Genomic DNA, 15461 nt, shown 5'->3' with positions numbered 1-15461 from the left:
TAACGTTATAGTACATATTTTTAATCTATTATTTTATGAAAAAGTTAATATTCCTATTCTTATTATCACCTTTATACATATTAGCTCAAGCAGATGATGCTAAAGGCACTGAAGAAAAGCAAGAAAGTAAAGTTATAATTGAAGAATGTATTTCTGGAAATTGTAAAAACGGAAAGGGCACCATGCAGTATCAAACTGGTGTTTATGAAGGATATTGGAAATCTGGACTTCGTGAAGGTGAAGGTAAATATACTTGGACCAATGGAGATGTTTATGAAGGCCAATGGATGCAAGACAAAAGACACGGATTAGGCGTTTATGTTTGGCACGACGGCTCTAAATATAAAGGAAACTATAGTTTTGGTATTCGAAGTGGTTATGGATTATACTACTATACTAACGGCACTTTATATGAAGGTACTTGGCAAAACAACTTAAAACATGGTATCGCTAATTTTTACAATAAAGAAAGTGTAAATATTGGTGGAAAATACATCAATAACGAATATGTTAGCGGGACTGGTATTAACCAAGACAGCTACAAATTTAAACCGGCACAATAATTTTTGTAAGGTTTATTAAAATACAACGACATAGTTAACAGTGACTTGTCACTACTTTTCATAGCAATTTCCCGTTTTTAAGAAGTTAAGAACGGGATTTTTATTTACCTTCGCTTTAAAACAGTCCAGTTGCAAAGAATTATTGTTTCAGTTACCAATGATTTGGTTACAGACCAACGTGTACATAAAGTTTGTTCAACCTTGGTTCAGATGAAGTATGATGTTATTCTTATCGGAAGAAAATTACCTAATAGCTTACCTCTCACTAGGAATTACCGAACCATTAGAATGAACCTGATTTTTAAAAAGAAGGTGTGGTTTTATGGAGAATATAACATGCGTTTATTTTTTAAACTCCTGTTTCTAAAAAAAGATGTTCTTCTTTCTAATGATTTAGACACTTTACTCCCCAACTTTTTAATTAGCAAACTACTTGGTAAAAAACTAGTATATGATAGCCACGAACTTTTTACAGAAATAGGCGAATTAATTGATAGGCCACGTATTCAAAAAGCATGGCTAATCATTGAAAAGTTCATTTTTCCTAAACTTAAAAATGTATATACTGTAAATCAAAGTATTGCTGATATTTATTCCAATAAATACGATGTTGATGTAAATATTATCAGAAATATTGCCCCTAAATTGCAACATAAATCTGTCGATTTTTCATTAGCAAATAAAATAAAGGGAGATAAAAAAATGCTCATTTTACAGGGATCTGGTATCAATATCGATAGAGGTGCTGAAGAAGCTGTAAAAATGATGACGTATTTAGAAAATACTATTCTTTATATAATTGGTAGTGGAGATGTTTTTGAAGATTTAAAAAGATTAACTAAATCCTTACAATTACAAGAAAAGGTAGTCATCAAAGGTAAATTACCTTATCTCGAATTGATGGAATATACCAAAATAGCTGATTTAGGTCTATCATTAGACAAAGCTACCAACCTCAACTACGAATTCAGCCTTCCTAATAAAGTATTTGATTATATACAAGCAGAAACACCTCTATTAGTTTCTAATAGAAAAGAAGTGGCCGATTTAGTTAGAGAAAACAATATTGGTTGGGTAATTGATGATGTTGAGCCCAAAAAATTAGCAGAAAAAATAAAACAGATAGCTGCGAATACTAAGGAGTATGCAACCTATAAGCAAAACTTAAAAAAAGCATCTGAAAAATACACCTGGGAAAGTGAACAATCAAAGTTAGTTGAAGTTTTTAAAAACTTGAAATAGAAGTTACTTTTTATATTTATGAGGGTTCTCCCTAATTCCTTTTTTAAAAAGTTTACGAACCCCTTTTCTTAATTGATTGTCTAATCTTAATAAAATATCAATCAATTTCTGATTTGACCTCCCTCTGAATGTAGTTATATGAAACTTATCAGAATTATGAATTGGATTCTCAGAAAAATAATAATTTGAAACACAACACCTAACTCCCTCTGTCGTAACCTTATTTACAGAATGCCATGAGTTTTTATGTGTAGACATAACCACAAGTCTATTAAATTTACTCGTTATCTCAATTGAAGGTGCTTTTACTCCCTTTGGCCATAATTCTAAACTACCTCCTGATGATTTTTTCCAATCTGGAGTAACATAAAATAATAAATTTAATACTCTCCAATTTTTTAAATCCGCATCATGAGAATTGTCCAAGTGAGGGTTTAAAAAATTCTCTTTACCCATCATTGAAAGCCCACCTGCATATAGATTCTCGTCTGGTAAAATAGAATCTAAATCACATATCTCTTTAATTATATTTACTACTCTTTTGTCTTGAAAAGCATAAATAGTTTCTTCCAACAACGAATCGTAGGCGTTCATTTGATACGCTATATATTTAGATTCTCTTATATTCTTTTTTTGTATTACCTCTTTTGTAGATGGAAATTTTTCATAAACCTCTTTTGTGAGGTCATTAGGTAAAAGGTTATCGAGTACAAAATGACCAATTAATGGCTTAGAATCAATAAACTGCCTTTTTAAATCTACTTTTTGTTCTGTAAGTCTTTTTAATAATAGTGTTGCGATTGTCTCTCTTCTATATTCCACAAAAAGCATAAATTAATTATAATTTAAAGGTATTGAAAATATATTAAAAACAATACCTTCGTAAGGTTATTTACTTTTATGAATACATGTTAATGAAGCAATCCTTACATATAGTTTCCTTTGATGTTCCTTTCCCACCAAATTACGGTGGCGTAATAGATGTTTTCTACAAAATAAAGGCATTAAGCGAATTAAATGTTGATATTTATTTACACGTATTTGAGTTTGGCAGAGGTAGGCCTGAAAATTTAAAAAAGTATTGTAAACATATCTATTATTATAAACGTAATACTGTTATAAGTAGCGTTTTTTCAACAATCCCATTCAGAGCGAAATCTAGATATAATAATGTACTGCTTGAAAATTTGAAAAATAGTAATGCCCCAATATTATTTGAAGGTTTACATACTACTGTTCCATTACTGAAAAATACTTTTGCTAATAGAATAACACTTGTAAGAGCCCATAATATAGAGCATGAGTATTTAAATGGATTAGCAAAAAGTGAGAAAAACATATTTAAAAAGATTTTCTTTAAACTTGAAGCTATAAAATTTTTATACTTTGAAAAAATAGCAAATAAAACAAATTCAATTTTAACGATTTCTCCTTTAGAACATGAATATTTTCACAAAAAATATGTTGACAAAGCTGTCTATATTCCTGCATTTCATAAGAATAATAATATAAAACATTTATCAGAGAAAGGTGATTACATATTGTATTATGGTGACTTAAGAATAGCCGATAACATAAAATCTGCACTTTTTTTAATAGCGGCTTTTAAAGAAATTAATTATCCTATAATCTTTGCAAGTAGTTTTATCAACAAGGATATTTCTAAAAAAATTGACTTACATAGCAACATGAAATTTGTTGTTATTAAAGATGGAGGCCACCTCGATCTCTTATTAGAAAAGGCTCATATTAATGTACTACCAACCTTTCAAAAAACAGGTATTAAACTAAAATTAATCAACGCACTTTATAATGGTAGATTTTGTTTAGTAAATAGTGATATGGTAGAAGGTACAGGACTTCAAGACTTATGTGAAATTGCCAATACAAAGCAACAATTTATAGAAAAAACGAATCAATTGATGGGTGAGCGTTTTTCAATAAAAGAGTTCGAAAAACGTAAGAAATCAAATCATTTAAAAGGATTTAACACCAAGGAAAATGCTCAAAAAATAATTGATTTAATTTCCTAAACCACTTCAAAAACCTTTTCACCATCACATTTAATGGTTTTATGAGGATATTTTAAAATAAGGGCATAATCGTGAGTTGCCATCAATATGGTTTTGCCTTCTTTATTAATTTCCTCCAGAACGCTCATTACCTCCAAAGAGGTTTTCGGATCTAAATTACCCGTTGGCTCATCAGCTAAAATCAATTCAGGATCATTTAATAACGCTCTAGCAATTGCCACACGTTGTTGCTCACCACCAGAAAGTTGAAAAGGCATTTTAAAACCTTTGGTTCTCATCCCTACTTTTTCTAAAACCTCATCAATTTTAGATTTGCATTTAGAAGAATCTTTCCAACCCGTAGCTTTCAATACAAAAAGTAAATTATCATGTACATTTCTATCATTAAGTAGCCTAAAATCTTGAAATACAACACCCAATTTTCTTCTAAGGAAAGGTATCTCCTTTTCTTTTAATTTTATCAAATCAAAATCTACAATATCTCCCTCACCTTGTGTTAAGGGTAAGTCGCCATATAAGGTTTTCATCAAACTACTTTTACCACTCCCCGTTTTTCCAATTAAATACATAAAATCACCTCTATAAATATCTAAACTAATATCAGATAATATTAAATTTTCTTGTTGAAAAATAAAGGCATTCTTTAAATGTAATACCGGTTTTTGCTCGGACATGGATTTGTAATTATTTTGCCTGACAAATTTAGGGAATAAAATTGAATGTTTAAGGTGTGAAGTGATTTTACCAAAGTCCCTAAAATAACGATTAGAAAATATATTTATGATTTAACTAAGATCATTTTGGCTCAATTTTTGCCATTTGATAATGAATTTTAACACATTTAGTTAACAAAATGTTATATTAATTAACAATTATACAATTTAGAATAATTTGCACGTTGTTTAACTTAGAGTGTGTTATTTTTGATATTTATTACGAATTATTTTTTAAACAATTCACCACAATGAAGCATTGCCAAAATTGGCTTCTCGCCACCATAGTTTTTATTTGCTCAGCTTCTAGCTTTGCTCAAAAAACAGAAATTTATACGCACAATTTAACGGCCTACAATCATGCTGTTGACTTATATAATAACAGAGATTTTGTTGCTGCCAAGCACCAATTTAATTCTTTAAAATCTGATTTTGACGATATTTCTGAATATAAAGCCAATTGTGCTTATTATGAAGCATTCAGTGCCATTCAAATTGGCGAACGCGATGGCGACAAAATGATGCTAAAATTTGTAGAGCGTTTTCCTACAAGTACTAAACAAAATACGGCATTTTTAGAGGTTGGCGATTATTATTTTAAAAATGCCAACTATCCTTATGCCCTAAAATGGTACAAACGTGTAGAAACGCGTAACCTGTCTATAAAGCAAGAAGAAGATTTTAATTTTAAATATGCTTATGGTCTATTTGCAGTGAAAAGCTATGAACAAGCAAAAGGTATTTTTCAAAAATTATTGACTTCTCAAGAATATGGCTCTCAAGCGAAATATTACTACGGATTTATCGCTTATCAAGATGATGATTATGACAACGCTGATCGTTATTTAGGCGAAGTTGCTAATGACAAAGAATTAGGTGATGATGTACCATACTACATGGCAAATATCAAATTTAAAACAGGACAGTTTCAAGAAGCTATTGATGTTGCAGAACCATTTCTTAAAAAAGCGGATGTAAACGAGCGATCAGAAATTTCAAAAATTATTGGTGAAAGTTATTTTAACCTTAATAAATATGCTGAAGCCATACCGCATCTAAAAAATTACAAAGGGAAACGTCGTAAATGGAACAATACAGATTATTATTTATTAGGTTATGCCTATTACAAACAAAACGATTATGAAAATGCTATAGCGAATTTTAATAAAATTATTGGTGGCGAAAATTCGGTATCTCAAAATGCATATTACCATTTAGCAGAGTGTTATTTGAAAACAGATCTTAAAACGGAAGCTCTAAATGCCTTTAGAAATGCCTCGCAAATGGAATTTAATGAGGATATTAAAAAAGATGCTTGGTTAAATTATGCTAAACTGAGTTATGAAATTGGTAATCCTTATAAAAGTGTACCTGATGTGTTGCAAGAATATTTAGACCTGTATCCAAAATCTACCGCGAAAGACGAAATTGGCGAATTACTTATTAGTGCTTACATTTCTTCTAAAGATTATGCTGGTGCATTAGTTGCTTTAAAAGGTAAAAACGAAGCACATCATAAAGATTTATATCAAAAAGTAGCCTTATATAGAGGAATTCAATTATTTAATGATGGAGATTATGATGATGCATTGACTTATTTTGACCTTGCTATTGATAGTCCTAGAAATACTTCAACGACGGCAAAAGCCATTTTCTGGAAAGCAGAAACTAATTATTTGTCAAATAATTATAAAGACGCATTAGCTGGTTTTCAAAAATTTCAAAAAATGGACGCTTCTGGCCTTCCAGAAAATGAATTTATTGATTATAATATTGCGTATTCTTACTTTAAATTAAAAGATTATAACCGTGCTGGTGATGAATTTCAGTCTTTTATTGATACAAATCCTGATGACGAAAACAAACTTAACGATGCCTATTTACGTTTAGGTGATGCGTTTTATGTTTCTAGTAATTACAATAAAGCCATAACGGCTTACAACAACGTTATAAACAAAAAAGGTATTGACAGGGATTATGCTCATTTTCAAAGAGCGATGAGTTATGGGTTTATCCGTAAAAACAATGCTAAAATTGACGATTTTAAGGCCTTTTTAAAAGCGTATCCTAAATCTACCCTACGTGATGACGCCTATTATGAATTAGGTAATTCATATATTGTTGCTGATGATAATGAATCTGCCTTAACTGCGTACAACAATTTACTCAATGAATATAAAAGAAGCTCTTACGTACCTAAAGCCTTATTAAAACAAGGATTAATCTATTATAATATAGAAAGAGATAATGAAGCCTTAGATAAATATAGACGTGTGGTTAAGGAATTTCCTAGTACTGGAGAAGCCAAACAAGCGGTTGCCAATGCAAGACAAATCTATGTAGATCTAGGCCGTGTTGATGAATATGCTTCTTGGGTTAAAGATCTAGATTTTGTAACCGTAACAGATTCTGATTTGGATAATGACATGTACGAATCGGCTGAAAAACAATACCTCTTAAACAATCGTAAAAAAGCAATTTCAGCATTTAAAAGCTATCTAAAAGAATTTCCAAGTGGTGGACACGCTTTAAACGCTAATTTCTATCTAGCAGAGGCTCTATTTAATGAAAAACAACAAACAACCTCTATACCCTATTATAATTATGTAACAGATCAAGAACGTAATGAGTTTACTGAACAAGCTTTATCAAGGTTATCTCAAGCTTATTTAGAAGCTAATAATTGGACGAAGGCAATGCCGATTTTAAAACGTTTGGAAGAGCAAGCTGATTTTCCTCAAAACATCACTTTTGCTCAAAGTAATTTGATGAAAGGATATTACGAACAAGAAAATTACGATGCAGCCGTAGCGTATGCTGAAAAAGTATTATTGAGACCAAAATTAGAAAATAGAGTAAAATCTGATGCTAAAGTAATTATTGCTCGTTCTGCATTTAAAACAGGTGATGAACGTAAGGCTGAAGAAGCGTACACCGAAGTCGGTAAAATTGCTACAGGCGAATTAAAAGCGGAAGCGATTTATTATGATGCTTATTTTAAACACCAAGAAGGTAATTACAAAGTGTCAAATACCACAGTTCAGACTTTAGTGGCAGATTATTCCGCTTATAAATATTTTGGAGCCAAAGGACTAATTGTAATGGCCAAAAACTTTTACGAATTACAAGATGCTTATCAAGCTACTTATATTTTAGAAAGTGTGATTAAAAACTTTTCCGATTATAAAGATGTGACCGATGAAGCCAAATCAGAGCTTGTTAAAATTAAGAAGAAAGAAGCTGAGACTAATGAATCTGTCAATCCAGAGAATTAGAATAGGATCAATAAATTAAGTACAAAAACAATTTTAAATCTTGAATATAAATTTCAAATTTAATTACAACATGACACGAGCATGTTCAATATTTTATCATACAAAAGATTGATTAATTGCGAACTGCATGTGACCATTAAAAAACAATAGAAATAAACACATGAAAAAATACATTTCAACATTGATTATATTGTTGGTAACATCATTAACGTTTGCTCAGGAAAGGAGTAAAGATACTATTGGCACGGAAGTTATCAATGTGGTAAAATCATATACCCCAACGGTTTCTGATGCTTTTAAAATAAAATCATCACCTCAAATTGACACCAACGATATTGATATAAAAAAACCTATTAGTTATAGCATTTTTTCCATTCCTGTAGCTTCTACATTTACTCCCAATAAAGGAAAAGCAAAAGTACTAAAGGTAAATCCGAGTCCACAAGTGTATGACAATTATGTTTCTGCAGGATTTGGTAATTTTTCTACCCCAGGTGTAGAGTTATTTGTTCATGGAAATAGCAATCGTTATAATGACTTTGGAGCCTTTTTTAATTTTATTTCATCCAAAGGAGGTATTAATAATATTGAATTAGATGATAATTATTTTGATACACGGTTAGATCTTTTTTATAAACAAGAAGAACGCGACTTTGACTGGCAGGTAAATGCGGGTGCAAGAATGCAAAAATATAACTGGTATGGTTTACCTGAACTAATTTCTTTTAGTGAAAATGCTATTGAAAGTATTGATGAACAGCAAAAATATACAGAAATTTATGTAGGCGGTAAAGTGGATTATAAAGATTCCTTTTTTCAAGGCGGCACTGTTGAATCTAATCGTTTTACAGATGACCAAGGGAGTGCAGAAATTCACTTTTTAGCAAAACCAAAAATAGAATTTCCTATTGCATCAGAGTATATCAATGCTGATGTACGCTTAGAATTTTTAAGAGGTAAATTTGAAAGAAATTACGAAGATACAGACGATTTAAAATATACCTTTTTTAATATTGGTTTTAACCCTAGTTTAGAAATTTTACGTAATGACCTTACCGTGAACCTTGGTGTAAAATTATTATACAGTTCAGGTACAGGTAGTGGTAATGAAAGTAAAGGCTATTATTATCCGAACGTTACAGCCTCTTACAAGCTTATAGACGAGGTTTTGACACTTTATGGAGGTGTAACTGGAGATTTACATCAAAACTCCTTTAAAGGCTTTGCAGATGAGAATCCTTTTATTTCGCCTACCTTAACCATGAGACGTACAGATGAGCAATATAACGGGTTCTTTGGTTTAAAAGGAAAATTAGCCTCGAATATTGGATATAACTTTAAAGCATCATATAGCAACGAGCGTGACAAGCCTTTATACAAGTTAAATGCTTCTAAAACCCAAGGAACTGATTTAGTTGATTATGGTTATAAAGCCGGAAATTCTTTTGGTGTGGTATATGATACTATTAAAACTATTAGTGGTTTTGCAGAAGTCTCTATAGATGTATCAAAACAGTTAAAATTAGGTGGTAATGCAGAATTCAATCAATACGACACTAAAACCGAAGATAAAGCATGGAACTTACCTGCGTTAAAAGTAAGTGCCTTTGCTGATTATAATAATGATAATTGGTTTGCTGGTGCTAACATATTTTATGTTGGTAGTCGCAAAGATGAAATCTCAACACCAATTAACCCAGCAACTAGAGTTACCGTAGGTGATTATGTAGATTTAAACCTTAATGGAGGTTATAAATTTAATGAAAAACTTACGGCGTTTGCTAAGGTAAATAATTTATTAAGTAGCGATTATCAAAAATATACTAACTACTATGTGCAAGGTTTACAAGTTTTTGGTGGATTGACCTATAAGTTTGATTTTTAAAAGAACTTAACAGAAGATACTAATGAACCCTTAATGAGTACCGTTTAGCTTACTCCCTTTTGCTAAATGCTATTTATTTTGGGTTTTTTTATTGCTTCTTCAGTAAAAACTCATTTATCTTCTTCACTAATTTTAAGAACATGTACTAAACTTAATCTATATATGAAAAAAAAATGTTAGTTTTAGATTTGTAAAATTCTTACCATGAAAAACGCTAGCAATCTCTCACTTAGATTATCACTAATAGTATACATATTCTCTACGCTAATTCTTTCTGCACAAAATTTTCAAGGAAAAATTACTTATGAACGTATATATAATGATACCAAAGAAAGAAAACAATTAGAAGATCCAGACCTAGATATTACTGAGCGTAAAAAAATTGAAGACGGAATAGATATATCTAAAAAATTTCTTGAAAGAACATTCATTTTAGAATTTAATAATTTGGAATCTATTTATAAACCTATCGAAGAATTAAACCTTAAACCTTCAGATGTTGATCAATTTCCATTTACAGATTATTATAAAAATTTTAAAGAAAATTATTACATGTGGAAGTTTGATGGTTTCGGTGCACAATTAGTTGTAAAGGATACTATGAAAGTATATAATTGGAAACTAATAGACGAAACAAAGAAAATTGGAAAATATACTTGCTATAAAGCCTCTTTTGTTCAAAGTGTAGAGCGTAATGAACAGGTGAAGAATGAAGATGGTAGTTTTGAAAATGTTTTAGAACTAAAAGATTTAAATTTTATTGCTTGGTACACTATGGAAATTCCAATTAGTAATGGACCAGATAGATATGGGGGATTGCCAGGATTAATTTTAGAAGTTGACGAGGCTGGTTACCAGACAATTGTTGCGACTGAAATTGTGCTAAATCCAGAAAAACTTGCTAAAATAGAACCACTAAGAGGCAAAATAGTTTCTCCAAAGGGGTTTGAGGAAAAAATGGGTTTTCCATTTGAAAATTAATTTCTATTTATAAGATGTTATGCTACTACATCTAATCAAGTATTATCTTTTCTTTGGCCTTTTTTGCCTATCAAACGTGTTATTTTCTCAAGTTAAGTTAAATGGCGTTGTAAACGACAGTATTGGCAGCCCATTGCAGATGGCTAATGTTATTGCTGTAAATCAAAAAACAAAAACCATTGAATCTTTTAAAATTACCAATCCGAAGGGTGAATATAGCCTTAACTTAGCCGAAAACACAACTTACCAAATAACCGTAAGCTATATAGGTAAGAAGAATATTCAAATAGAAATTAGTACGAATGCAACTGATATAATTAGAAATTTTCATCTTTTAGAGGATTCAACTGATTTAGATGAAGTCGAACTGACCTATAAAATACCCATTAAAATTAAAGGAGATACCCTAATCTATAATGCGGATTCATTTAAAAACGAAAGTGACAAAAAGCTTGAAGATGTATTAAAACGTTTACCAGGTGTTGAAGTAACCAAAGATGGAGAAATAAAAGTACAAGGAAAAGTAGTTAATACTATAATGGTTGAAGGGAAACGTTTTTTTGACGGTAACACAAAATTAGCTACAAAAAACATTCCAGCCAATGTACTTGACAAGATAGAGATACTAAAAAATCATGACAATGTCGCTCAATTAAGTCAATTACGTGACAATAGCGAAAATGTAGCCATTAATATTAAGCTTAAAGAAGGCAAGAAGAATTTTTGGTTTGGCGATGTAATGATTGGAGGAGGCCCTAGTGAAAGGTATATAATTCATCCTAAACTATTTTATTATAGTCCTAAAAAAAGTGTCAACATCATTACTGATTTTAATAATATTGGTGACGCCCCTTTATCTTCAAATGACCTTTCTCGATTTTCTGGAAGATTTAATGATGTACATCAAAAAAGCGGGACTCTTTTTAACGTTGAATCAACGGATTATGGTTCATTAGCATTACGTAATAATCAGGCAAAGTCTATTGATAGTAAATTTATTGCAACAGACCTCAATTATTCTCCTTCCCAAAATTGGGATTTATCTGGTTTTGCTATTTTTTCTAGTAATATAACCCAAACCATTGAAAAAAGTTTAAGACAGTTTACACAAACAGAAACTAATGCAAACCAAATAGAAGATGAAACTACAACGAATGATAAACGTCAAAAAAGTAAGTTAGGCTTGTTTAAATTAAGTTCAGTTTATAAACCCGATAGTAAGGAACAATTAAATTACAACGCTTTTGCCAGTTTTTCTAAAAAAAGCACTTATAAAGATTTTTACTCATCAGTACTCAAAGATATTGATGAGACCAATAAGCAAAATCCTTATAAAATTACACAAGGTTTAGATTACTATTATACGCTAAACGACAAAAATATTCTCGCTTTTGAATCGCAGTATTTAATACAAAAAGAAGACCCTTTTTACAATGCCATATTAGCTCAAACAAGTCTATTTCCGTTTGCTGACAACCTTGGCTTAGATCAAGCTCAATCCAACTATAATGTGAATCAGAAGCATCTTGTAAAAACAAACAAATTTGATGCTAAACTTGATTATTGGTATGTTTTAACTAAAAGAAGCAATCTAAATTTCACATTGGGTACCTTGTTAAGTAAGCAGCAATTTAATTCAGAAATATTTCAAATTCTAGATAACGGTACTGTTAATAATTTAACCGATGCAGAAGCACCAATAAAAAATGATGTTTCTTATCGTTTTAATGATATCTATTTAGGACTACGTTATCGATTAAAAACAGGGATTTTCACAATAAGTCCAGGTTTTACGTTACACAATTATGTTTCTAAAAATACGCAATTTGAAAACTCCTCAAGACATAATTTTTTTCAATTTTTACCCAATTTTAATACTATTGTAAAGTTCAACAACTCGGAATCAATTTACTTCAATTATAAAATTCAAACAAGGTTTACTGATGTAAACAAATTAGCGGAAGGGTTAGTTTTAAATAATTACAATTCATTATTTAGAGGAAATCGTGATTTGGAAAATTCCTTATCACACGATTTAAACTTAAGTTATTATGTTGATCGAAATTTATTCAAATCAGGTCAATATATGTCACTTTTCACTTCAATTAATTATAATAAAGCCATAAATGCATTTCGCAATAAGATTAATCCAGATGGTGTGTTGCAGTTGTCCTCTCCTTTTAATTCAAATTTTTCAGATGAAAATTTAAGTGTTAACTTACAAATGGCTAGATATTTTTGGGAATTGAAGGCTGAAATAGGTAGTTCAATTTCATATAGTAAATATAATCAGGTTTTTGAAGAGGTAGTTACGCTTAATGAAGCCATTACTCAATCTTATAATTTTGCATTAAGCACTAGTCATAACAAGAATAAACCAAACATTGAGATAGGATATAATCTCATTATAAATGAGTACAATCAAGGTGATAGTAATTCTAAATTTAATACAGATCGACTTTTCATGAACTTCGATGCTAATTTTTTAAAAGCTTTTATTTTTAAACTAGATTATTCATATTATAACTACAAAAATCAAACTCAACATTTAAATTCGTATAGTTTTTTAAACGCGAACTTAGCTTACCAAAAGAAGGATAGTCAATGGGAATATAAAATTAGTGCTACAAATATTTTTAATACAAAATCAATTAATCAGGATAGAACAAATGAATTTTACACTTCCAGTAGCCAATATTTTATACAGCCACGTTATTTAGTGTTGAGTTTAACCTATAATTTGTAATTAATTCTCAAAATCTTTTTGAATACCATTTTGCTGAATGCTACTTGTTTCGGGTTTTTTTGTTAATTATCTCTTCTATTTCATTTAAGGCTAACTTACCAACACCCCGATATACTATATTGCGGTTATTATCAATTAATATAAACGTTGGATATGCTGAGATTCTTAAATCTCTTTTAATTCCCTTAGGTGAGGCATCGTTGAATGTATTCTTCCAGCTAATATCGTTTTTCTTTACATAATCCTTAACAGAGGCTATATCTCTATCCGTAGCAATGCCTACTATATTTAAATTTTCAAACGTATCAAAAAGGCGTTTCAATTGCGGAGTTAACGCTATACAAGGCAAACACCATGTTCCCCAGAAATCTAATAGAACATAATCTTTTTCTTTTAAAGCACTATCAACTGAAAATGGAACATTATTCAAATCTAACAACTGATAGTCTTTGAGTTTATAACCCATTTTATCACTGAAAAATTCCTTTAAAGAATCAAGTTTTTTTAATTTTAAAGCGAACATATCTTGTTTTATAGTATCTAAAACAAAGTAATCATTATTCAGCTGTATAGTATCTTTTAATTTGTAAGTGAAATTCGCATTATACTCTGAAGACGTTTTGCTAAAAGAAAATGAATCTGGTTTTATAAGAAACGTTAAATAACGAGGATGAAAACCTTGTATGGCTAAATCGTATTTTTTGTCTTGGTAACTAAACTTACCTTTCCAATAATCTTTAAATTTAAAATGAATTCTAGATTTATTTATTACCTCATCATTGCTTAAAGAACCCGTATAGTAAGAATATGCACTAGGGTAAATAATAACTTTTCGCTTTTGAAAAATAATACTGTCGTTTATTTCTAATCTTAGATTAAGATTTTGAACAGGTAAATTAGTATCGATTCTCTGATCTTTATACTCTAAATAATAATTTTCATTAAAAGTTAAAACCTGGTCATCTGAAAAATCTTTATTATTATTTTCATCAAAAATAACAGTCTGTTTACCGTTAGAAAAATAGGTTACAATAGCTTGAACGTTCAAAGCTGGTTTCTTCTTTTCAATTAAGCTATCTATTCTGGGAGACAAGCTATCAAGGAAACCTAACTTATATAAGTCATACTTAAATTTATTATAGTCTTGAACTAATGTTGAAATCAATAGTGAATCTACATTAGGTATATTTTTATATTCAAATTGAGATTGGTAAAATTTTGGATTAAAATTATATAATGAAGATACCATTTTTATTGAATAAAAATTATCAAAAGCTATAGAGTCATTATCAGTTTTAGTTAATTCAATTGAAATATCATTTACGTTAGTTTTACTCATTTTACATGAAAATAACACACAAAAACATCCTAAAAGGGTTAAAAATCTATACATTATTACTCTATTTTAATTCTCCAACAAGTTGAAATAAATTACTTATTTCGGATTTTTATATTGCTCATTACATTTAAAACTGTATCACAATAATAAGTTTCTCCATTAATCACTTTTAATATTACTTCTTGGAACAAATTATGATCAGTACGACCATCTTTGATTAAAAATCCTTCAGGATTAATATTTTTTAAAATTGAATTTATTTCAAGTTCATCACTATGAGATGTAAAAACAATGATTTTGGTTTTTGGAGCATGCTTTCTTATTAAAACACCCAATTCTCGACCTGACTTTCGTTCACCTTTTTTTGACTTACCGAGATTAATGTCTAAAATAACAGTATTTAAATGTCCTTGATTTGAGATTTCTAAAATTTTAACCACTGCTTTTTCATAATCAAAAGCTTTTTGAATTTGAAACGTTGGTAATGAATCTTTTACAGGCAATAATTTTATCATCATTTCAATTGCATCTGATAACAATTGATTGTCTTCAACTATTAATATATTATTGCAATTTTCAAGAGATTTATCTGTTAGATTATTTTTCATAGAGATATAAAAAGCCTACTTAACAGAGCTAAAAAAGAATATAAGTGATAGGTATTGTTAAATATGTTAAGCGACA

11 protein-coding genes are annotated in these 15461 nt (G+C 29.9%); 7 read left to right on the top strand and 4 right to left on the bottom strand.

What is annotated here, in order from left to right:
- Nucleotides 1-35 precede the first annotated feature (35 nt).
- On the top strand, nucleotides 36-563 hold the full coding sequence (locus D3P13_RS05040) for a hypothetical protein (RefSeq protein WP_117880176.1): 528 nt from the start codon (nucleotides 36-38) through the stop codon (nucleotides 561-563).
- Between the two features lie 129 nt (nucleotides 564-692).
- Entirely contained in the window at nucleotides 693-1805 is a 1113-nt protein-coding gene (locus tag D3P13_RS05035; RefSeq protein ID WP_117880175.1) for a glycosyltransferase, read from the top strand.
- Nucleotides 1806-1808: 3 nt separating this feature from the next.
- On the opposite strand, the gene D3P13_RS05030 is transcribed toward D3P13_RS05035, so the two are convergent.
- Nucleotides 1809-2627: a 2OG-Fe(II) oxygenase gene (locus tag D3P13_RS05030; RefSeq protein ID WP_232829132.1), complete on the bottom strand. Its 819-nt coding sequence runs from the start codon at nucleotides 2625-2627 to the stop codon at nucleotides 1809-1811.
- 92 nt (nucleotides 2628-2719) lie between these two features.
- Here D3P13_RS05030 and D3P13_RS05025 point away from each other — a divergent pair, with 92 nt between their 5' ends.
- Nucleotides 2720-3838 (top strand): hypothetical protein, encoded by a 1119-nt coding sequence (locus D3P13_RS05025; protein ID WP_117880173.1) that lies wholly within the window; start codon nucleotides 2720-2722, stop codon nucleotides 3836-3838.
- Here D3P13_RS05025 and D3P13_RS05020 read toward each other — a convergent pair.
- Nucleotides 3835-4512 carry a cell division ATP-binding protein FtsE gene (locus D3P13_RS05020; protein WP_117880172.1) on the bottom strand — a complete coding sequence of 226 codons (678 nt, stop codon included), beginning with the start codon at nucleotides 4510-4512 and terminating at the stop codon, nucleotides 3835-3837. The genes D3P13_RS05025 and D3P13_RS05020 overlap by 4 nt on opposite strands.
- Before the next feature lie 290 nt (nucleotides 4513-4802).
- On the opposite strand from D3P13_RS05020, the gene D3P13_RS05015 reads away from it, so the two are divergent.
- From D3P13_RS05015 to D3P13_RS05000, 4 genes are all read left to right on the top strand, one after another.
- The gene (locus tag D3P13_RS05015; RefSeq protein ID WP_117880272.1) at nucleotides 4803-7826 is read left to right on the top strand and encodes a tetratricopeptide repeat protein; all 3024 of its coding nucleotides are present in this window, start codon (nucleotides 4803-4805) and stop codon (nucleotides 7824-7826) included.
- Nucleotides 7827-7986: 160 nt separating this feature from the next.
- Nucleotides 7987-9711, top strand: a complete 1725-nt coding sequence (locus D3P13_RS05010; protein WP_117880171.1) for a porin family protein — start codon at nucleotides 7987-7989, stop codon at nucleotides 9709-9711.
- Between the two features lie 204 nt (nucleotides 9712-9915).
- Nucleotides 9916-10692: a GLPGLI family protein gene (locus tag D3P13_RS05005; RefSeq protein ID WP_117880170.1), complete on the top strand. Its 777-nt coding sequence runs from the start codon at nucleotides 9916-9918 to the stop codon at nucleotides 10690-10692.
- 76 nt (nucleotides 10693-10768) lie between these two features.
- Nucleotides 10769-13438: a TonB-dependent receptor gene (locus tag D3P13_RS05000; RefSeq protein WP_232829131.1), complete on the top strand. Its 2670-nt coding sequence runs from the start codon at nucleotides 10769-10771 to the stop codon at nucleotides 13436-13438.
- Between the two features lie 40 nt (nucleotides 13439-13478).
- On the opposite strand, the gene D3P13_RS04995 is transcribed toward D3P13_RS05000, so the two are convergent.
- Nucleotides 13479-14777: a TlpA family protein disulfide reductase gene (locus D3P13_RS04995; protein WP_157972832.1), complete on the bottom strand. Its 1299-nt coding sequence runs from the start codon at nucleotides 14775-14777 to the stop codon at nucleotides 13479-13481.
- A gap of 92 nt (nucleotides 14778-14869) precedes the next feature.
- Nucleotides 14870-15385, bottom strand: coding sequence for a response regulator (locus D3P13_RS04990; RefSeq protein ID WP_117880167.1), 516 nt, complete (start codon nucleotides 15383-15385; stop codon nucleotides 14870-14872).
- Between the last annotated feature and the right edge of the window lie 76 nt (nucleotides 15386-15461).

Origin of the sequence: Aureibaculum luteum, assembly GCF_003449015.1 — a bacterium.
GTDB classification, from domain to species: Bacteria; Bacteroidota; Bacteroidia; order Flavobacteriales; family Flavobacteriaceae; genus Aureibaculum; species Aureibaculum luteum.
The sequence above is the reverse complement of the archived record's forward strand: the minus strand, read 5'-3'. Positions and strand labels throughout refer to the sequence as shown.

Bases quoted from the DNA above. Each gene is read 5' to 3' on its own strand.
- D3P13_RS05040 (WP_117880176.1), top strand. From the start codon at position 36: ATGAAAAAGTTAATATTCCTATTCTTATTATCACCTTTATACATATTA.
- D3P13_RS05025 (WP_117880173.1), top strand. From the start codon at position 2,720: ATGAAGCAATCCTTACATATAGTTTCCTTTGATGTTCCTTTCCCACCA.
- D3P13_RS05020 (WP_117880172.1), bottom strand. From the start codon at position 4,512: ATGTCCGAGCAAAAACCGGTATTACATTTAAAGAATGCCTTTATTTTT.
- D3P13_RS05015 (WP_117880272.1), top strand. From the start codon at position 4,803: ATGAAGCATTGCCAAAATTGGCTTCTCGCCACCATAGTTTTTATTTGC.
- D3P13_RS05010 (WP_117880171.1), top strand. From the start codon at position 7,987: ATGAAAAAATACATTTCAACATTGATTATATTGTTGGTAACATCATTA.
- D3P13_RS05005 (WP_117880170.1), top strand. From the start codon at position 9,916: ATGAAAAACGCTAGCAATCTCTCACTTAGATTATCACTAATAGTATAC.
- D3P13_RS04995 (WP_157972832.1), bottom strand. From the start codon at position 14,777: ATGAGTAAAACTAACGTAAATGATATTTCAATTGAATTAACTAAAACT.
- D3P13_RS04990 (WP_117880167.1), bottom strand. From the start codon at position 15,385: ATGAAAAATAATCTAACAGATAAATCTCTTGAAAATTGCAATAATATA.